Source organism: Serratia sp. BNK-12, assembly GCF_047456085.1.
Lineage (GTDB): Bacteria > Pseudomonadota > Gammaproteobacteria > Enterobacterales > Enterobacteriaceae > Serratia > Serratia liquefaciens.
Window position 1 is genome coordinate 4,574,100 of sequence record NZ_CP179896.1, and the last position, 17,971, is coordinate 4,592,070.

At 58.7% G+C, this 17,971-nt stretch carries 18 protein-coding genes; 2 read left to right on the forward strand and 16 right to left on the reverse strand.

Going from position 1 to position 17,971, the window contains the following annotated elements; translation table 11 throughout:
- Positions 1-290 precede the first annotated feature (290 nt).
- On the forward strand, positions 291-1,433 hold the full coding sequence (gene ampH / locus ACMGG1_RS21360; protein WP_020825093.1) for a D-alanyl-D-alanine-carboxypeptidase/endopeptidase AmpH: 1,143 nt from the start codon (positions 291-293) through the stop codon (positions 1,431-1,433).
- A gap of 37 nt (positions 1,434-1,470) precedes the next feature.
- Here the strand turns inward: ampH and hpaC are convergent, their stop codons facing one another.
- From hpaC to ACMGG1_RS21415, 11 genes are all read right to left on the reverse strand, one after another.
- A complete protein-coding gene (gene hpaC / locus ACMGG1_RS21365; RefSeq protein ID WP_020825092.1) occupies positions 1,471-1,986 on the reverse strand; it encodes a 4-hydroxyphenylacetate 3-monooxygenase, reductase component in 516 nt (171 codons plus the stop codon).
- Between the two features lie 17 nt (positions 1,987-2,003).
- Positions 2,004-3,566, reverse strand: a complete 1,563-nt coding sequence (hpaB, locus tag ACMGG1_RS21370) for a 4-hydroxyphenylacetate 3-monooxygenase, oxygenase component (protein WP_020825091.1) — start codon at positions 3,564-3,566, stop codon at positions 2,004-2,006.
- Between the two features lie 315 nt (positions 3,567-3,881).
- The gene (hpaA, locus tag ACMGG1_RS21375) at positions 3,882-4,778 is read right to left on the reverse strand and encodes a 4-hydroxyphenylacetate catabolism regulatory protein HpaA (RefSeq protein WP_044554078.1); all 897 of its coding nucleotides are present in this window, start codon (positions 4,776-4,778) and stop codon (positions 3,882-3,884) included.
- Between the two features lie 169 nt (positions 4,779-4,947).
- Complete coding sequence (gene hpaX / locus ACMGG1_RS21380; protein ID WP_116691327.1) at positions 4,948-6,318, reverse strand: 4-hydroxyphenylacetate permease; 1,371 nt, start codon at positions 6,316-6,318, stop codon at positions 4,948-4,950.
- Between the two features lie 30 nt (positions 6,319-6,348).
- Positions 6,349-7,143: a 4-hydroxy-2-oxoheptanedioate aldolase gene (hpaI, locus tag ACMGG1_RS21385; protein WP_046375088.1), complete on the reverse strand. Its 795-nt coding sequence runs from the start codon at positions 7,141-7,143 to the stop codon at positions 6,349-6,351.
- Between the two features lie 46 nt (positions 7,144-7,189).
- On the reverse strand, positions 7,190-7,993 hold the full coding sequence (hpaH, locus tag ACMGG1_RS21390; RefSeq protein ID WP_020825087.1) for a 2-oxo-hept-4-ene-1,7-dioate hydratase: 804 nt from the start codon (positions 7,991-7,993) through the stop codon (positions 7,190-7,192).
- 10 nt (positions 7,994-8,003) lie between these two features.
- Positions 8,004-8,390 carry a 5-carboxymethyl-2-hydroxymuconate Delta-isomerase gene (locus ACMGG1_RS21395; RefSeq protein ID WP_020825086.1) on the reverse strand — a complete coding sequence of 129 codons (387 nt, stop codon included), beginning with the start codon at positions 8,388-8,390 and terminating at the stop codon, positions 8,004-8,006.
- A 51-nt stretch (positions 8,391-8,441) separates the two neighbouring features.
- A complete protein-coding gene (gene hpaD / locus ACMGG1_RS21400) occupies positions 8,442-9,515 on the reverse strand; it encodes a 3,4-dihydroxyphenylacetate 2,3-dioxygenase (RefSeq protein WP_020825085.1) in 1,074 nt (357 codons plus the stop codon).
- Between the two features lie 37 nt (positions 9,516-9,552).
- Entirely contained in the window at positions 9,553-11,007 is a 1,455-nt protein-coding gene (gene hpaE / locus ACMGG1_RS21405; protein WP_046374571.1) for a 5-carboxymethyl-2-hydroxymuconate semialdehyde dehydrogenase, read from the reverse strand.
- On the reverse strand, positions 11,004-11,768 hold the full coding sequence (locus ACMGG1_RS21410; protein WP_115060190.1) for a fumarylacetoacetate hydrolase family protein: 765 nt from the start codon (positions 11,766-11,768) through the stop codon (positions 11,004-11,006). Before ACMGG1_RS21410 ends, hpaE begins: the two co-directional genes overlap by 4 nt.
- Complete coding sequence (locus ACMGG1_RS21415) at positions 11,765-12,397, reverse strand: fumarylacetoacetate hydrolase family protein (protein ID WP_046374572.1); 633 nt, start codon at positions 12,395-12,397, stop codon at positions 11,765-11,767. Before ACMGG1_RS21415 ends, ACMGG1_RS21410 begins: the two co-directional genes overlap by 4 nt.
- Before the next feature lie 359 nt (positions 12,398-12,756).
- Here ACMGG1_RS21415 and hpaR point away from each other — a divergent pair, with 359 nt between their 5' ends.
- Positions 12,757-13,209 (forward strand): homoprotocatechuate degradation operon regulator HpaR, encoded by a 453-nt coding sequence (gene hpaR / locus ACMGG1_RS21420; protein WP_041415197.1) that lies wholly within the window; start codon positions 12,757-12,759, stop codon positions 13,207-13,209.
- A gap of 52 nt (positions 13,210-13,261) precedes the next feature.
- On the opposite strand, the gene ACMGG1_RS21425 is transcribed toward hpaR, so the two are convergent.
- From ACMGG1_RS21425 to ACMGG1_RS21445, 5 genes are read right to left on the reverse strand one after another with little or no spacing between them, the layout of a single operon-like run.
- Positions 13,262-14,053: an SDR family oxidoreductase gene (locus ACMGG1_RS21425; protein WP_414160999.1), complete on the reverse strand. Its 792-nt coding sequence runs from the start codon at positions 14,051-14,053 to the stop codon at positions 13,262-13,264.
- Between the two features lie 4 nt (positions 14,054-14,057).
- Positions 14,058-14,855, reverse strand: coding sequence for a molybdenum cofactor biosynthesis F family protein (locus ACMGG1_RS21430; RefSeq protein ID WP_129941569.1), 798 nt, complete (start codon positions 14,853-14,855; stop codon positions 14,058-14,060).
- Between the two features lie 10 nt (positions 14,856-14,865).
- Entirely contained in the window at positions 14,866-15,648 is a 783-nt protein-coding gene (locus ACMGG1_RS21435) for an SDR family NAD(P)-dependent oxidoreductase (RefSeq protein ID WP_046374575.1), read from the reverse strand.
- Positions 15,641-16,228 (reverse strand): DUF3156 family protein, encoded by a 588-nt coding sequence (locus ACMGG1_RS21440; RefSeq protein WP_413510553.1) that lies wholly within the window; start codon positions 16,226-16,228, stop codon positions 15,641-15,643. The genes ACMGG1_RS21435 and ACMGG1_RS21440 overlap by 8 nt, the downstream gene beginning before the upstream one ends.
- Positions 16,203-17,696 carry an APC family permease gene (locus tag ACMGG1_RS21445; protein WP_308531174.1) on the reverse strand — a complete coding sequence of 498 codons (1,494 nt, stop codon included), beginning with the start codon at positions 17,694-17,696 and terminating at the stop codon, positions 16,203-16,205. Before ACMGG1_RS21445 ends, ACMGG1_RS21440 begins: the two co-directional genes overlap by 26 nt.
- Positions 17,697-17,971 lie beyond the last annotated feature (275 nt).

The following is a 17,971-nucleotide window of genomic DNA, read 5'->3' on the forward strand; positions in this document are numbered from 1 at the left end:
CTCAAACCGCCTTTTTTCCACATGCAGCCAAGGCTCAGGCACATTACACTGACAGCATATTGCATTGCACCCTATGGCTTTCAAGTTGCAGCCAGGCGACCTGCTCGCTCATCCCCAGCTTTTGTAGGGGCGCCGCATGCGGCGCCCGCATTAATCGGGGCGAATATATTCGCCCCCTAGAGTAACTGGGGTGAGTGACAAATCTGTCGGAAACGGATTTGAACGCTGCGGCTTGAAAGACGACGGGTATAGGCCCTTTCACTGCTGCCTTTTAAAATGGATAACCATCGTTGAAGAACTCTTTCTCCGCTTCATTGCTGGCGCTGAGCCTGTGTGCCGCACCGCTGGCCGCGCAGGCCGCCGCCCCGCAGCTGGCTTCGCAAATCGTCGACCAATATGCCGAGCACATTTTCTACAACAGCGGCGCCACCGGCATGGCGCTGGTGGTAATCGACGGCAATCAGGTGGTTAACCGCAGTTTTGGCGACACCAAACCCGGTAACAACCTGCGTCCGCGCCCGGATTCCCTGATCCGCATCGCCTCGATCACCAAGCTGATGACCAGCGAAGTGATGGTAAAAATGGCGGCGGAAGGCCGGGTCAAACTCACCGATCCGCTGCGCAAATACGCCCCGTCCGGTGCCTACGTACCGGCTTATAACGCTCGCCAGCCGATCACCTTGCTGAACCTGGCCACCCACACCAGCGCACTGCCGCGTGAGCAACCGGGCAAGAAACCGCCTAAAACGCCGGTGTTCACCTGGCCGACCAAAGCGCAGCGCTGGCAGTGGCTGGAGCATGCCAACGTGACGGTACCGCCGGGCGTACGTGCCTCTTATTCCAACCTGGCGTATGACCTGCTGGCGGATGCGCTGTCACGAGCGGCGGGTAAACCTTACAGCGCCCTGCTGAAAGAAAAAATCACCGCGCCGCTCGGTATGGTCGACACCACCCTGACCCCCAGTGCCGAGCAGTGCTCACGGCTGATGGTTGCCTCAGCCGGCCCTAGCGCCTGCCGCGATACCACGGCCGCGGCCGGCAGCGGCGGCGTTTACTCTACCCCACGCGATATGCAGCGCTGGATGCAACAGTTCCTCACTTCCAACGTCTCCGGCCCACGCAAATCAACCGCGGCCAGTGAGCAGACCATGTACTTCCAGCGTAACGATCTGGTTTCGCTCAAAGGGATGGATGTGCCGGGTGAAGCCAGCGCCCTGGGATTGGGATGGGTATATATGGCGCCGAACGGCGAACTGCCGGGGATTATTCAGAAAACCGGCGGTGGCGGTGGCTTTATCACCTATATGGCGATGATCCCGCAGAAAAACGTTGGGGTATTTGTGGTGGTAACCCGCTCGGAACTGAGTAAATTCACCAACATGAGCGATCCGGTTAACCGGCTGGTCGCCGAGTTGGCGACCAACAAAAGCTAATGCCGTAACGGGGCGCAGCCCGTGCGCCCCGCCGTTTTCAGACTAACGCCGCCATCTTGTGCATCACCGGATGGAAGTTGCGTTTGAAGTAGATCAGGCCGTTACCGCCCGCACTCACCCGGATCTGGCGGATCTGCACCAGATAAACCTGATGGGTGCCAATACTCTGGATCTGCTCGATCTCCCCTTCCAGACTGGCCAGCGTGTTACGCAGCACCGGCTGATTCAGTGCGCCGTTTTGCCACTCCTCCAGACGGAAACGATCCTCCATGCTGAGTTCGGTCATACCGGCGAAGTGGCGCGCCATCAGCTCCTGCTCATGGTTCAATACGTTAACGCACAGACGCTGATTCGCCTGGAAAACCGGGTTCATCGCGCTGTTGCGGTTAATGCAAACCAGCAGCGTCGGCGGCGTATCGGTCACCGAGCACACGGCGGTGGCGGTAATGCCGCAGCGCCCCGCAGGACCGTCGGTAGTGACGATATTCACCGCGGCGGACAGGCTGGCCATCGCGTCGCGAAACAGCAAACGGTGTTCATTTTCCTGAGACATACACCCCTCCTTCAGGATCACTTGAGCAAGTTATCCAGCTGATTAATGTCACCATTATTATGCAGATGCGGCACTTTCCAACCGTGCTGGTCGTAGTCGGACAAGCATTTGTCGACCATCTCCATCATCTGGTTCATGGCGCCGGATCCCTGTGCGTTGCGCAGACACTGCAGGCGGATCTCATCCTGGCTGCCGGCGTAGTTGATCTCATACAGCTCGTGGCGACCGCCGAATTCGCTGCCGATCGCATCCCACATCAGCTTGAGGATCTTGATGCGTTCAACGTGATCCATACCGTCGGATCCGCGTACGTAACGAGCCAGGTATTTATCGATCTCCGGATTATTCATGTCGCGTACGCTGGACGGCAGATAAATCAAACCGCTGGTGACGTTCTTTTCGATAATGTGCTTCACCTTGGTGTAGGCCATTGGTGCCATCACGCGGTAAGTTTGCATCGCGGTGGAATCCGGCAGATAAGCGCCGTTTTCCCATTGGGTGGCCTCGGCGCACATCGCATCGCTCAGTGACCAGAACATATTACGCCAGGCCACCACTTCGCCAAGATCGGCCTGTACGCCACGGAACTCCAGCACGCCGGTACAGGACAGGCTCTTTTGCAGCAGCGCGGTGATAAAGTCCATCTTCACCGCCAGGCGCACACAGGCCTGCAGCGGGAACAGACGAGCGAAGCCCCCTTGCGTGCTCCAGCGACGACAACGATCGAAATCGCGGTAGATCAGCACGTTTTCCCACGGGATCAGCACATGATCCATAATCAGGATCGCATCGTTCTCATCGAAACGGCTCGAAAGCGGATAATCGAACGGGGATCCCGTTGCACCTGCCACCAGCTCATAAGAGGCGCGAGAAATCAGCTTCACCCCTTCGGCGTCCATCGGCGCCACAAACATCAACGCGAAGTCCGGGTTATCCCCCATCACCTGGGCAGAACCAAAACCGATAAAGTTATAGTGGGTCAGCGCAGAGTTGGTCGCCACCACCTTGGCCCCGCTGACGATAATGCCCGCGTCGGTCTCTTTCTCCACCTGAATGTAAACGTCTTTCACTTCGTTGACCGGCTTGTGGCGGTCAATCGGTGGGTTAACGATAGCGTGGTTAAAGTACAGGCCGGTTTCCTGAATGCGTTTGTACCAGTGGCGCGCGTTATCGGCAAACTGACCATAAAACTCGGGATAAGCCCCCAGCGCACACCCGAAGGCTGCTTTGTAGTCCGGGGTGCGCCCCATCCAACCGTAACTCTGGCGCGACCAGTCGGCGATAGCATCACGCTGCTGGCGCATCTCTTCCGGGCTGCGGGCGTAGCGGAAGAATTTGTGAGTGTAACCGCCGTTGCCGGTATCGGTGTTCCAGCACAGGCGATCCTGGCTGACCGGATCGTGCAGCGCGTCGTACAGTTGACCGACCGAAGCCGCTGCATTACGGAATGCCGGGTGAGTGGTGACATCTTTCACTCGTTCGCCGTAGATATAAATCTCACGGCCGTCCTGCAAACTTTTCAGGTATTCGGCACCGGTGAACGGGCGTTTGTTGTCAGCACGAAAGTCTTCAGGTTTCATTAAGCATTCCTCGTAATCGGCCGTATCCTTCATATTTGCAGTTGCCGCGGTGTTGACTGCGCTCCCTCACCCGAATCACTGACCAAAGTCAGCTCATCGGGATGCGTTCACTGGTCGCCTTGCTGCAACTCCAACTATTTTGGCTAGCACTAATATCGTTTGAACATTTCATTGTTAATAAAATGTTTTCTTTTGGTTGCTTAATTGAAGCTTCCAGGGCCGGTTTCGAGAAGAGACTTTTGCGGCAAACGCCGGTACTTTTCAGGCGGGTTGGCCACAATCGCCGCGAATTGTGATCCAGACAGTGTTCCGCCGTTATGAAAGGGGATGCTGCGCGGCGCGGTAGGTCGAGGGTGAACAGCCTTCCAGACGATTGAAGAAACGCGCGAAATAGGCCGGATCCTTAAAGCCCAGGCTATAGGCGGTTTCATGCACCGTACAGGCGCTGAATAGCAGCATGCGCTTGGCTTCGCGCAGCAGGCGATCGAAGATCAAACGTTTGGGGGGCTGATTGGCAAACCGTCGGCACAAATCGTTGAGCCGCGATTCGGTGACGCCGAGCGCCTGAGCATAGTCCGGCACCGCCAGGTGATCGCGAAAACGTTCGTCCACCATCTTGTTGAAACGCTGGAACAGTTTCAGCTCACCCCGCACGCCGCTGGTGGCGGTATCCTCCAGCGTGGTATTGCGCAACAGCAGGGTAAACACCGCCTGCGCCAACAGCACCAGCGTCTGTTCGCGGCCCACCAACCTCTGGCTGAACTCACGCCGGATCAGCGCCCAGTAATGGCTAAGCGCGGTCAATTCCTGCGGTGCATCCGCCAGTGAAAGGCAAATGCCCGGCATGTCCAACGCCAGATTGCTGCCAGGGTAGAGGCGCTCCAGCAAAGGCCAAATCAGCTCCTGGCGCACCGTCAGCACGTGGCCGTCGCTGTCCGGTTCGGTGAAAAACGCATGGGGTACCGAGGGCGGCGTCAGGATGAACAGCGGTGCCTGCACCGAATAGTGCTGGCTGTCCAGCTGTAGCTCTATCTTGCCGGTCTCCAGAAAATGCATCTGGAAAAACCGATCGTGCCAATGCACCTGCATATCGCGGCCAAAAAACGCGGCCAGTCCGGCGAAGGTTTCATAGTGCACTTCGTCGGTGGCGTAACGCGCATCGTACTCTTTGCAGATATCGATATTGGCGATAAAACCGGTACTTTTCTGCACATCATCCTCCATCAGCGATGAGATCAGTGATAAGCCTTTTATTAGGCGTCATTGTCGCAGACAGTTTGGCCATGGACAGCGCGCAGGAACCCGAGCGTACACGCAGTACGTAAGGGGTCCGAGCACTGCCCTAGGCCAAAATGGCAAGTAAAATAGCCTAATATCAGGCTTATGGCGTGGCCCGTGGACGCGAGCCTTGCATCGGGATCCGCCACACGATCACGGCACCGATGACCAACAACGCCGAAACGAAATACAGCCCAGAGTTAAAGCTGCCGGTCAGATCCTTAAACCAGCCGATCAATACCGGGCTGACCGCCGATCCGATATTGCCGGTGGCATTGATCACCGCGATCCCAATCGCCCTCGCCTCGAGGCTGATGGACTGATCCGGCGTAGTCCAGAAGATCGCCATCGCCGTGAACGACCCCACCGACGCCATCACGATCCCCAGCAGCTGGATCATGCTGTGATCGGTGGCCGACGCCAGCAGCCAGCCGGCAGCGGCAAACAGATACGGCAGCGCGGTGTGGTGTTTGCGCTCTTGCAGCCGATCCGATCTCTTACTCCACCACACCATGCCGGCGATGGTACAGACTTGCGGGATCGCCGCCAGAATACCGATCACAATGTTGCTACTGCTCTGGTTGAAGCTCTGCAGGATCTGCGGCGTCCAGATATTGATGGCGCTCAGGGTGTTGGTCAGACAGAAATAAGCCAGGGTATACATCAGCACAATCGGGGTGAAAATTTCCCGCCACAGGCTGCGCTGTTGCAATGCCCGATGGCTGCCCGGACCATTGGGCTGCACCAGTTGCAGTTTGTCCGCCTCCATCATCGCCTTCAGACTGGCCTTTTCCTCGTCGGTCAGCCATTTGGCCTTGGCTGGAGTATCGTCGAGGTAGAACCACACCACCACGCCCAACAGCACCGAAGGAATGCCCTCCAACAGGAACAGCCATTGCCACCCTTTGAGGTTCATCAGCCCGTCCAGCGCCAGAATATAGCCGGACACCAACGAGCCAATCGCCATGGTTACCGGCATGGCGATCATAAACAGCGCGTTGGCGCGAGCGCGGTAAAAAGCCGGGAACCAATAGGTGAGATACACCAGAATCCCCGGCAGAAAACCGGCCTCGGTAATACCTACGATCATCCGCAATAGGTACAGGCTGGTCGGCCCGGTGGCGAACAGCGTGCAGGTCGAGGCGATGCCCCACAGCACCATGATGGTGGCGATCCAGCGGCGCGCGCCGACGATCCCCAGCATGATATTGCTCGGAATGCCGAAGATCACATAGGTGACGTAGAACAAGGTTGCCGCCAGGCCGAACATGGTCGAGCTCAGGCCGAGATCCTTGCCCATCGTCAGCCCGGCGAAACCGATGTTGATGCGGTCGAGGAAAGAGAAAACAAACAGCACAAACAGAAAAATAATCAGTCGCCGAAATAACTTTTTAATCACCGATTGCTCGGCGGCGGTTAACGCTTTATGTTGCTGCGCCGGGTTGACCGGCGGCAGCGAATCGACGTTGCTCATGGTGTCTCCAATAAGATGGCGGCCTGCAACCTAATAAACGCTCGGGGACTGTACGGGCGGCCGCTCTTGTTTAAAGCGGCTGGCCAAAGATTCCGCCGCTCGCGACAGCAGGGTGGTATCCACCCCTACTGCGACAAACAGCGCGCCGGACGCCAGATAGTGCTGCGCCAGTTCCGGGTTGGCCGTCAGAATGCCTGCTGCCTTACCGGCGGCGCTGATGCGCGCTATAGCGTCGTCGATGGTGCGCTGCACTTCCGGCTGCTGTGGATTGCCGGAAAAACCCATGTCGGCACTGAGATCCGCCGGGCCGATAAATACCCCGTCGACCCCCTCCACCTGCAGGATGGCATCCAGGTTTTTCACCGCCTCACGGGTTTCGATTTGCACCAGTACGCACATCTGCGCGTCGGCCTGTTGCAGGTAATTCGGCACCCTGTTCCAGCGGGAAGCACGAGCCAGCGCACTGCCAACGCCGCGTATGCCATGCGGCGGATAACGGGTGGCTCGCACCGCGTCACGCGCCTGTTCTGCGTTCTGGATCATCGGGATCAGCAGCGTCTGCGCACCGACGTCCAACAGTTGCTTGATCATCACCGGATCATTCCATGCCGGACGCACCACCGGATGACTCGGATAAGGCGCGATGGCCTGCAGCTGGCCCAATACCGTTTGTACGTTGTTGGGCGCGTGTTCGCCGTCGATCAGCAGCCAGTCGAAACCGGCCCCGGCCAGCATTTCTGCGCTGTAGCTGCTGCACAGCCCCAGCCACAGGCCAATCTGCGGGCGTTTTTCCTGCAACGCCTGCTTGAAAGGGTTGGTTAACATGGTGTTCTCCATTGGTTTTTCCACTCTCCCACAGGGAAAGGGCCGATCAGACAAAGCGACAGCTGATGCAGCCCATCGGGCCATAATCCGCATGGAAGGTGTCGCCACGTCGGGCGGCAACCGGTCGGGTGAAGGAACCGCCGAGGATCACCTGCCCGGCTTCCAGCTCTACGTCGTACGGGAAAAGTTTGTTGGCCAGCCAGGCCACGCCGTTGGCCGGATGGTTCAGCACCGCTGCCGCCACGCCAGACTCTTCAATCACGCCGTTGCGGTACAGCAACGCGCTGATCCAACGCAGATCCAACGCGTCCGGTTTGATCGGCCGCCCGCCCATCACCACCCCGGCATTGGCGGCATTGTCGGAAATGGTGTCGAACACCTTGCGCGGGCGCTGAGTTTCGGGATCCACGTTATGGCTGCGCGCATCGATGATCTCCAGGGCCGGAATGATGTAATCGGTGGCGTTATAAACGTCGAACAGCGTGCAGTTTGGCCCGCGCAGCGGCTTGGCGAGCACGAAGGCCAGCTCCACCTCGACGCGCGGCACGATAAAACGGTCGATGGGAATATCGCTGCCATCGTTGAAAAACATGTCGTCCAGCAGCGCGCCGTAATCCGGCTCGGAGATCTGGGAGCTGACCTGCATGGCGCGCGACGTCAGGCCGATTTTATGACCCTTGAGTTTGCGCCCTTCGGCGATCTTCAGCTCTACCCACTGGCGCTGAATGGCGTAAGCGTCTTCAATGGTGATCTCGGGATGATCCAGCGACAGCGCGCGGATCTGCTCGCGGTTTTGCTCCGCCTGATGCAAGCGCTGCACGGCACGACTAACCAGCTCTTTATTCAACATTGACGGCCCCTTAGCCTTGGCGAAATAGCGCGTGGACATTGTTTTGCTTGTAGTTCAGCACCGGATCCAGCTCTTCCATCGTGAAGGACAGCGCCAGATAGCGCCTGGCCATCAGCGCGGCGAAATGTTCTTTGATCAGCGCAAACAGCATCTCGCCCACCTGTTCACGACTTTCCAGGCTGCGGCCGTGACCAATCTTCAATGTCATATGCACGAAGGCGTAATCGTGCTTACCGTCGGCCATCTGCCAGGTATCCAGCCAGATAGCGCGGCTGCGCACTCCGGCCAGCGGAAAAATACCGGTGTCCGCCAGTGCCTGATTGACCTTGGCGAACAACGCGGGGAGCTCGGCTTCTTCGCGGATGTTATTGGTGCATTCAGCATAAAAATGCGGCATAGCAATCTCCGGGAAACGAATTTGCGCGAACGCCTGTCCGCGCGTTGGGGGCTACAGGGTGTTACCGAGCTTAAAGCCTTTCTCTGTATCGCCTTGACGGGTATAGGAAAAACCATCCGCGCCAATGGTGACGGCCATTTCGCTTGGCGCGTTGCGTTCGATAACCGGCTGCGGCTGGCCATCGAGATCGAGCACCAGTGACCCCTCGGTGTACCAGCTTGGCACTACCGGGTTGCCCCACCAGTCGCGACGCTGGTTATCGTGCACATCCCAGCTCACGGTCGGGTTGTCAGGATCGCCGGTGTAGTAATCCTGGGTATAGATTTCTACGCGATGGCCATCGGGATCACGCAGATAGAGATAGAAGGCGTTAGAGACGCCGTGGCGGCCTGGGCCACGTTCGATCAAATCGGATTTACGCAGTGCGCCGAGCTTGTCGCAGATGGCCAGAATGTTGTGCTTTTCATGGGTGGCGAACGCAATATGGTGCATACGCGGCCCGGCGCCGCCGGTCATCGCGGTGTCGTGCACCGTGGCTTTGCGGCGCATCCAGGCGGCGTAAACCACGCCATTTTCATCCCGGATATCTTCCGTCACGCGGAACCCCAGGCCCTGGATGTATTCCACCGCACGCGGAACATCGGGCGTGATCTGGTTAAAGTGGTCGAGACGTACCAGCGCCCCTGGCGTGTAGAGATCGTAACGCCAGGCCAGACGCTCGACGTGCTGCACGTCATAGAAGAATTCGTACGGGAAGCCGAGCGGATCCTCTACCCGCACCGAATCGCCAATGCCTTTGGCGAAGCCATTCACCCGACGTTCGGTACGACAACCCAGCGCTTTGAAATAGGCTTCGGCCCGATCGACGTCTTCCGGCGTACGCACCCGGAAGGCAAAGGCCGCAACGGCAGCCACCGGTCCTTCACGCAGCACCAGATTATGGTGGATAAACTCTTCCATCGACCGCAGATAGAGAGTTTTCTCGTCCTCGGCGGTCACAACCAGACCCAGGATATCGACGTAGAATTCGCGCGCGGCTTTAAGGTTGGTGACCTGAATTTCCATATAGGCGCAGCGCACAACATCGGGAGCAGGGACAGCATCGGTGGTAAGTTTGGTCGTCATTGTTCTCATCTCCTTCTTTTTTATTATGGTTTGAGGCTTAAACGCCCCAGCGCGGGATCGGGTGGTCACCCATGGAAATGCACACGTTCTTCATCTCGGCGAACACTTCAAAGCTGTATTCCCCGCCCTCGCGGCCGGTGCCGGAAGATTTCACGCCGCCAAACGGCTGACGCAGATCGCGTACGTTTTGGGTATTGACGAAAACCATCCCCGCTTCAATATTGCGGGCCAGACGCAGCACCTTGCTCACATCCTGCGTCCAGATGTACGACGCCAGGCCGTACTCCACGTCGTTGGCCATGCGCAGGCCGTCTTCTTCCGATTTGAACGGCAGCAGGCAGGCCACCGGCCCGAAAATCTCCTCCTGCGCGATGCGCATCCGATTGTCGACATCCGCCAGCACCGTTGGGCGCAGGAAGTTGCCGTGGCTGAGGCCAGCCGGTTTGTCCGGGCCACCGGCCAACAGGGTGGCGCCTTCTTCCAGCCCGAGGCGGATATAGCCGGACACTTTTTCCCAGTGCTGCTGGCTGATCAACGCCCCAACCTGCGTGTTGGGATCCTGCGGATCGCCTACGCGCAGGCGGTTGGCGCGCTCGGCAAAACGTTTGACGAATTCCGGGTAAATGCTCTCTTGAATAAAGATGCGCGAACCGGCGGTGCAGCGTTCACCGTTGATCGAGAAAATGGTGAACAGCGCGGCGTCCAGCGCACGTTCGATGTCGGCATCTTCGAAAATCAGTACCGGCGATTTCCCGCCCAGCTCCATGGAAAACTTCTTCAAGCCCGCGTTTTCAATGATCCGGCGTCCGGTGGCGGTGCCGCCGGTAAAGGACACCGCACGCACGTCCTTATGACGCACCAGCGCATCCCCGGCGGTGGCGCCGTAACCCTGCACCACGTTGAGTACCCCGGCCGGAATGCCGGCTTCCAGCGCCAGTTCACCCAGGCGATCGGCGGTCAGCGGCGACAGCTCGGACATTTTCAGCACCGCGGTATTGCCCAGCGCCAGGCAAGGCGCGGTCTTCCAGGTTGCGGTCATGAAAGGCACGTTCCACGGTGACACCAGCGCACACACCCCCACCGGCTGGATCAGCGTGTAGTTGAGCATCTTGTCGTCCACCGGATAGGTACGGCCGTTCATCTGCTGGCAGATCTCGGCAAAGAACTCAAAGTTGTGCGAAGCACGCGGGATCAGCACGTTTTTGGTTTGGTGGATCGGCAGACCGGTGTCGGCGGTTTCCATCTCGGCAATCTGCGGCACGTTCTCGTCAATCAGCTCGCCCAGACGACGCATCAGGCGAGCACGCTCTTTCATTGGCGTATTGGCCCATTTCGGGAACGCAGCCTTGGCGGCAGCCACCGCCTGATCGATCTCCAACTGCCCGCCGGAAGCGACCTCTGCCAGTACCTCGCCGTTGGCCGGGTTGGTGGTAGTGAAATACTCTTTGCTGGCTACGTTTTTACCGTTAATCCAATGGTTGATGGTTTTCATCGCAGGCTTTCCTCGTAATCTTTTTCACTGATGATGTGGTTAACCAGACGGCCGATGCCCTCAATCTCCACCACCACTTCATCGCCCGGCTGCACGTCGGCCAGCCCTTTCGGCGTGCCGGTGGCGATCATGTCGCCCGGCTGCAGCGTCATAAATTCACTCAGGTAACTGATCAGGTAGGGAATATCGAAAATCATGTCGGCGGTGCTGCCGCGCTGGCGCAGCTCGCCGTTGACGTAGGTGCTGAGTGCCAGACGGTGCGGATCGGCGATATCGTCACGATCGACGATGTACGGCCCAATCGGCGTCAGGGTATCGCGGCTTTTCACCCGCAGATTCGGGCGGTAATAGTTTTCCAGATAGTCGCGAATGGCGTAGTCATTGCACAGCGTGTAGCCCGCCACGTATGCCATGGCATCTTCGCGGCTGACGTTACGCGCCGTCTTGCCGATCACCGCCACCAGCTCGGCTTCGTAGTGCATATAGTCGACGTTGGCCGGGCGTACCGAAACCTGCCGATGGCCGGTCAGGGTGTTCGGCGCCTTGAGGAACACCAGCGGCTCTTCCGGGGCCTTGAATTCCAGCTCGCTGGCGTGATCGGCATAGTTCAGCCCCAGGGCAAACACCGTGCCCTGCGCCGGTGGCAACCACTCGACGTCCTGCTCTGGCAACACCGTGCCGTTCGGCAACGTCACGCGCAGTTGCTCGTCGACGCTGACATTAACAATTTGGCCATGATGGCGAATACGGGCGTGTCTCATGCGGTTTCTCCTGCCTGCACTACGCGGTTGGTCAGGGTCGGCAAACCGGCGGCACGCACCCTCACTTCATCTCCAGGTTTGATCTCCACCCGCTGGTGTGGCGTGCCGATCAGCACTGCGTCGCCCGGCTGCAGGGTAATAAAATCGCTGATGGCGGCGATCAGTTCCGGCACCGAACGCACCAAATCGGCCGTCGACCAGCGATCCTGCTCTACCCCGTTGATTTCGGTGATGATCTCCACCGCATCGGTGGTCACCAATGAACCGATCTCCCCCAACGGGCAAAAACCGTCGCGGCATTTCGCTTTGATCGCCGGGCGGTAGAAGCTGCTTTCCGGCAGGCTGATGTCGTTGGCCAGCGCATAACCGGCCAGATAGTCGGCGACCCGTTCGGCCGGCACCTTACGGGCGGTGTTGCCAATCACTACCGCCAGCGTGGCGCCGCTTTGCACTTGCTCACCGGCAGGAAACGGGATCGCCCCGCCGTTGGCGAGGTGGGTATTGCGCGGTTTGATAAACCACACCGGGGTCTTCGGCGGGGTTTTATACGGCGGCTGATGAAACGCCTGATCCCAGGCGTCTATCTGGCTGCGGTGATTCAACGCGACGGAAAATACGGTGCCTTTCATGCAAACTCCTTTCAATGACACAACAGGGCAATTCGGCATTCATTAATATGTTAATGAATACTTTTATACACTGTTCAGCTTTTACGCAACGCCGGTGGATTGATTTGTGATCGTGATAACAAAATATTCACAACACATGAACACTGGCGTGATTATTCAACGAATTAATCATTTTTAGGTGATTTTTACCGCTGCGGATGCGTTTTCGCTTTATCCATCTGGGTAAACTTGGCTACTATTAAGTTATTAATAAAATCAGGATTTACCGATAGGGGTATTGCAGTGTCCGCACGGCCACCTGCTGAGCCACAACGGTAAATGCCAGAATAACGAACACCTTTATAGCCAAGGCCAAATCTATGCATGAGTCCTTAACCATTGCCCTGCTGCAAGCGCGTGAAACCGCCATGGGCTTTTTTCGCCCGATCCTGAAAAGCCATAACCTGACCGAACAGCAATGGCGCATCATTCGCGTTTTGGCCAACAGTCGTTCGATCGAATTCCACGAATTGGCAGCAGAAACCTGCATCCTGCGCCCCAGCCTGACCGGCATTTTGTCGCGCATGGAACGCGATAAGCTGATTTTCCGCCTGAAACCGGTTAACGATCAGCGCAAGCTGTACGTGTCTCTCACCCAGCAGGGTCAGGAGTTGTATGAAGTGGCGCGCCACCAGGTAGAACAGGGGTACGCTGAAATCGAAGCCGCATTTTCACAGCAGAAAATGGACCAGTTGATGACCTTACTGGACGAGCTGATCACCCTGGGGGATAAACTGCCCGCCAACGTGACCGCTCATCCCACAAAGAAATGATCCTTCCGATTATCATCCTCTGATTAATTGGCGTTGCAGCCAGGCTGCAACGTCAAGAAAGAACAGGATGAGCCTCGGGGAGTAACGCGCCGCCGTCCACCACCAGCGTTTGGCCGGTCATATAGGCGGCCGCCGGTGAGGCGAGAAACACCATCGCCGCCGCAATGTCTTCCGGCTCCCCCAATCGCCCGAGCGGCACTGCGGCCGCAATCGCCTGATTGACCGCCGCGCCCCCCAGATTGGCCATCGCCGGCGTGCGGATCATTCCCGGCTCCACACCGTTGACCCTGACGCCAGCCGCCGCCAGTTCCAGCGCCGCCGCGCGAATAAACCCGTTGACTCCGGCCTTTGAAGCGGCGTAGTGCGCCAACCCCGGATAGGCGACCCGTGGCCCGGTCACCGACGACGTTACCAAAATGCAGCCCCCGCCCTGACGTTGCATCCAGGGTAAAGCCGCCTGCGCCAGAAAGAACGGCGCCATCAGATTAACGCTCAGCGTGCGTTGCAATAACACGGCGTCAATCTCGGCAAAGGGCGTCAGCGGGAAGTAAGCCGCGTTATGGATCACCACGTCCAGCCGCTGATGCTGCTGCCCCACCGCTGCAACCAGTTCGGCAATCTGCCCCGGTTCGGCCAGATCGCAGGCCATCGCCTGGACCTGCCCGCCCTGCTGTTGCAGCGTCTCGGCGGCATCCTGCGCTTTTTGCAGCTGCAGATCCGCCATCACCACCGTCGCGCCCAACTGAGCAAAGGCACTGACGATCGCCAGCCCGATGCCCTGCGCACCGCCCGTCACCAGCACCACCTGCCCCTTGAACGCATCAGCCGCATAGGTTGCATTCATCGGACTATCCCCGTGGATGGTGGGTGGTGTTCAGCACCTGCGCATGGGCGCCTACCGCAAAATTGCTCAGCGCGCTGAAATCACTGCCCTGATAGCCGAGGATCTTGCCGTCGGTACGCATGCCCTGCAGATCGATCATGACCACGCCCAGCGTCGGCACAATCTTCTCTCGCCAGACAAACAGGTACAGCTGTTCGGCCACCTTCACGTAGTGGCAGCGATCGACATCCGCCAGCCCTTTCTCCACGCCGTCCAGGCACTGCCAGGCGTAGAAATTGTCGTTCAGATAAATGTGTTCGTAACGCTCGGTCGGGCTGTAGGTATACATGTTACGCATGCCAATCAGCTCGTCGGTGAACTGTGGCGGCGCAACATCGGCGTTATCCAGCGTGCCAAAGTGGAATTCAACGTTGACCGCCGTCAGCGGCAGCCCTTGCTCAACCCGGCTGAAGGCGTCCAGACGGGCTTGTTCCTCATCCGGCAACTGGCCATACACCGCCGTGAAATTACCCTGGTTGCGATCGCACACCAGCGTGATGCTGGCGTTCTCCTGTGCGGGATCGAGAAAATCGATAAACAGAATGCCGGGGCGGATGCTGGTGGCGCGATAAGCGATGCCCCTGTACTCCCCCCAACTCAGCGTCTGCTCATCGACAAAGTGACAACTCAGCATTTCACCGTCGGCAAAACGTAATGTCAGCGTGTTACCGCTCAACCCATGCTGCTGTTCCAGCGTATTGCTGTGCGGCGCAAAGCCTTCCGCCAGTGCGCCAACCTGAATAAATACCGCTTCTGTACTCATTTGATGCTCCTTAAAGGGAAGTAAAAGCCAATGTCGGTACGTCGACAATGGTGGAGCCGCCGTCGGCCACCAGCGCCGCACCGGTAATGATCGACGCGTCCTCCGAACAGAGAAAACGGCAGATAGCGGCGATCTCTTCGGCGCTGGCCGGGCGACGCAGCGGCACGTCGCGGCATACCCGTTGGTAAGCCTGCTCCAGCGTGAGGTGGTACTCAGCCATCAGCGGCTGCATCTCTTCATCCGCCATCGGCGTAGTGACCCAGCCGGGACACACCGCGTTGGCACGCACGCCCAGCGGGCCGTAGTCACGAGCGATGGAACGCATCAGCCCAATCAGCGCATGTTTGGCGGTCACGTAGCCGCAAACCTCCGGCCCGGCGGCCAGCGAAGCGATAGAGGCGACAAACAGCAGGTTGCCGCCGGTTTTCACCAGCTCCGGCAGGCAGGCGCGGGCGCTGGCAAAAGCACTGTTGAGGTTGCTGTCCAGCGCCTGACGCCACTGGTCATCGTTCATTTCGGTAATGCGCCCCAGCCCCATCCCGCCGGCGCTGCAGATCAGGCAATCAATGCGCCCGGCCTGCTGCAAAATGGCCGGCAACAGCTGGCTTTGCCAGCATTCACCGCTGGCCGCATCCCCCACCAATGCCTGCGCGCCAATGTCGTCCGCCAGCGCCATCAGAGGTTCACGGCGGCGGCCGATGATAAAGACCCGATCGCCCCTGCTCGCCAGCAGCCTGGCGCACGCAGCCCCCACGCCGGTGCCGCCGCCGGTAATCACCACCACTCTACTCATCCAGTTTCTCCATCAATTGGCCGATCATCAGCAGGCTGCTCAGCAGCAAGCGCCGCTGCTCCGGTTCCAGCCGCAGATAGCGGCGACCGGCAGGCAAACGGCTGACCACTTCCGAAGCGGCGAAATGTTCGATCTCCAGCCGCCAATGACCGGCCGCGACCGTCAGTTGGATACGCCGAAAATCCAGCTGCTCCAGCGTTTCGGCAATCTGCGGATAGCGCCGCAGAGCGGCAATCATTCGCTGCGCTGCGGCATCATCCCGGGTCGCGCGATAAACCACGCCGCGTCGCCGCAACCAACCGCCGGCGTTAATGCGTAGCGTCAGCGGCTCCTTCTGCGAGCACGCCCCCTGCACGCAGAAACGCTGACTAACGATATGCGCCATAAACAGCGCGCTGACCTGTTCGTTAATGTCGATAACCGGCCCCTGCGGCAAGGTCAGGCGCAGCAGGCAGGGCGAAAGGCGCTCGCAGGCATAGGGCTGCAGATTGTTCGCCAGCCGGCTGAGGGTGACGCCCGGCTGGTAGCCCGCCGGGGAGCGCTGCCAGTAGCGATTAAGTGAGGGAAGTAAGCCGATCAAACTGGGCCTCCTCGCTTTCCGCTTTGGCAAAGGCCGTTTCCAATACCTGTTCGACCGGCACCGGTTTAAACGGATTGACCTTTTGCACACACAGGGTCCAGAAGAGCGCATAGGCAGCAGTCAGGCCAATCATGATGCTGAACGGGATATAGACGGCATGCGGATCCATGCCCGGCGGGGTGATATAGATAATCGCCAGCACGATGCCCACGCTGGAGACAATTTGCGGCAGCGGGAACCAGGGAGATTTGTAAGCGCGTGGCAGATCCGGGCGGCGAATACGCAGGATCACCACCGAGCAGGTGACCAGCAGGTAGGCCACGCCCCAGGCGCACACCGCCGCCAGCACCAGCGGAATAATACGGTCGAGATTGCCCTGAATGGCAAAGGCATGCACGCAGGGGATCAATACCGCGACCAGAATACCTACCACCGGGGTTTTAAAACGGGGGTGCAGATAGGCGAAGATACGTGGCAATGCCCCGTCCAGCGCCATGCCGTAAAGAATACGCGGCACCGCCGCCATCAGCGTGTTGATGGTCGCCGCCCCGGCCAGCAGCAGCCCGATACCCAACCAGTATTTGCCGAACTCGCCCATCACCTGACCGGCAAAAGCCGGGATCGCCATCGGCGTATCCAGCAGATGAACGCCGTTGGCGGCGTCCACCACCACGTTTTCCACCTGATGGCTGAGCGCCGCGCCGTACAACGCCATGCACACCGCCACGCCACACAGCCCCAGCGACATCGCCCGTGGGATCACGCTGGCGGAGCGTTTGATCTCCGGTGCCATCGGCGTGACCAGCTCACAACCGACGAACATAAACATCGCCATGCCGATCAGGCTGAATACCGCAAAGGGATCGCTCAGGCTCAGCGTGCTGCCGAACCAGCCTTCCAGCGGTACCGCGTGCGGCGAAAGCAGCCCGGTAATGCCAAATATCACCAGGGTGCTCCACATGGCGAAGGTCAGCACGATCTCCGCTTTACCGAAGGCCTCGATGCCGAAGGCGTTAAGTGCACCGAACACGATGACCAACCCCACCCCCACTATCCAGGAGGCATTGTGGGTTTCCATCAGGGTATTAAGGTGCTCAAAATTCACCAGCGCCATAATGCCGGAGAGAATGGTTTCGGCGGTCCCGGCAAAGATATGCACGATCAGGTAGGCCGACAGCGCGCCGGTAATGGCAAAAAAGCGTCCCATACCACAGGCGATATAGTCATACACCGATCCGGAGGTCGGCAAGATCGCCGCCGCTTCCGAGAAGGTGGTGAGCTGGGCCTGCATCATGATAAAGGCGATCAGCATCGCCAGCGCGAAGGTATCGCCGCCGATGCCGAAACCGCTGGTCACGGTGAGGATAACTGGGCTGGCCATAATCACCCCGACCGAGCTGGCCAGCGTGGTGGGGAATCCGACCTTGCCCCGCTCAAGATGGGCATGAAGCCGCGACGACAGGTTCATGGTTATGTCCTCTTATAGTTTTATCGTTTGGCCCTGATGGTGCTTTTGCAGGTGTTTCGTCGCCAGTGGCGGCAATATCACTATAGAGAGGAAAAGAAAATGCTGACTATCGTCCTTAAGGACGAGGCCAAACCATAGCTTTTTCGTCTTACCTTTGGTGCCCAATCAACCGTTATGGTTTTCGTTGGCCAGAAAAGGTTTTCACAGGGAGAACAAACGGGATTAAGGCTGTCTATCGTTCTTAAGAACGAGCCGCGGGGAGCGGCATCAGCGGC

Coding starts and splice junctions, on each gene's coding strand:
- ACMGG1_RS21445 (WP_308531174.1), bottom strand. CDS start 17,696: ATGAACCTGTCGTCGCGGCTTCATGCCCATCTTGAGCGGGGCAAGGTC.
- hpaD (WP_020825085.1), bottom strand. CDS start 9,515: ATGACGACCAAACTTACCACCGATGCTGTCCCTGCTCCCGATGTTGTG.
- hpaR (WP_041415197.1), top strand. CDS start 12,757: ATGCATGAGTCCTTAACCATTGCCCTGCTGCAAGCGCGTGAAACCGCC.
- ACMGG1_RS21410 (WP_115060190.1), bottom strand. CDS start 11,768: ATGAGACACGCCCGTATTCGCCATCATGGCCAAATTGTTAATGTCAGC.
- ACMGG1_RS21415 (WP_046374572.1), bottom strand. CDS start 12,397: ATGAAAGGCACCGTATTTTCCGTCGCGTTGAATCACCGCAGCCAGATA.
- hpaH (WP_020825087.1), bottom strand. CDS start 7,993: ATGTTGAATAAAGAGCTGGTTAGTCGTGCCGTGCAGCGCTTGCATCAG.
- hpaI (WP_046375088.1), bottom strand. CDS start 7,143: ATGTTAACCAACCCTTTCAAGCAGGCGTTGCAGGAAAAACGCCCGCAG.
- hpaX (WP_116691327.1), bottom strand. CDS start 6,318: ATGAGCAACGTCGATTCGCTGCCGCCGGTCAACCCGGCGCAGCAACAT.
- ACMGG1_RS21395 (WP_020825086.1), bottom strand. CDS start 8,390: ATGCCGCATTTTTATGCTGAATGCACCAATAACATCCGCGAAGAAGCC.
- hpaB (WP_020825091.1), bottom strand. CDS start 3,566: ATGAAACCTGAAGACTTTCGTGCTGACAACAAACGCCCGTTCACCGGT.
- hpaC (WP_020825092.1), bottom strand. CDS start 1,986: ATGTCTCAGGAAAATGAACACCGTTTGCTGTTTCGCGACGCGATGGCC.
- hpaE (WP_046374571.1), bottom strand. CDS start 11,007: ATGAAAACCATCAACCATTGGATTAACGGTAAAAACGTAGCCAGCAAA.
- ACMGG1_RS21425 (WP_414160999.1), bottom strand. CDS start 14,053: ATGAATGCAACCTATGCGGCTGATGCGTTCAAGGGGCAGGTGGTGCTG.
- ACMGG1_RS21435 (WP_046374575.1), bottom strand. CDS start 15,648: ATGAGTAGAGTGGTGGTGATTACCGGCGGCGGCACCGGCGTGGGGGCT.
- ACMGG1_RS21430 (WP_129941569.1), bottom strand. CDS start 14,855: ATGAGTACAGAAGCGGTATTTATTCAGGTTGGCGCACTGGCGGAAGGC.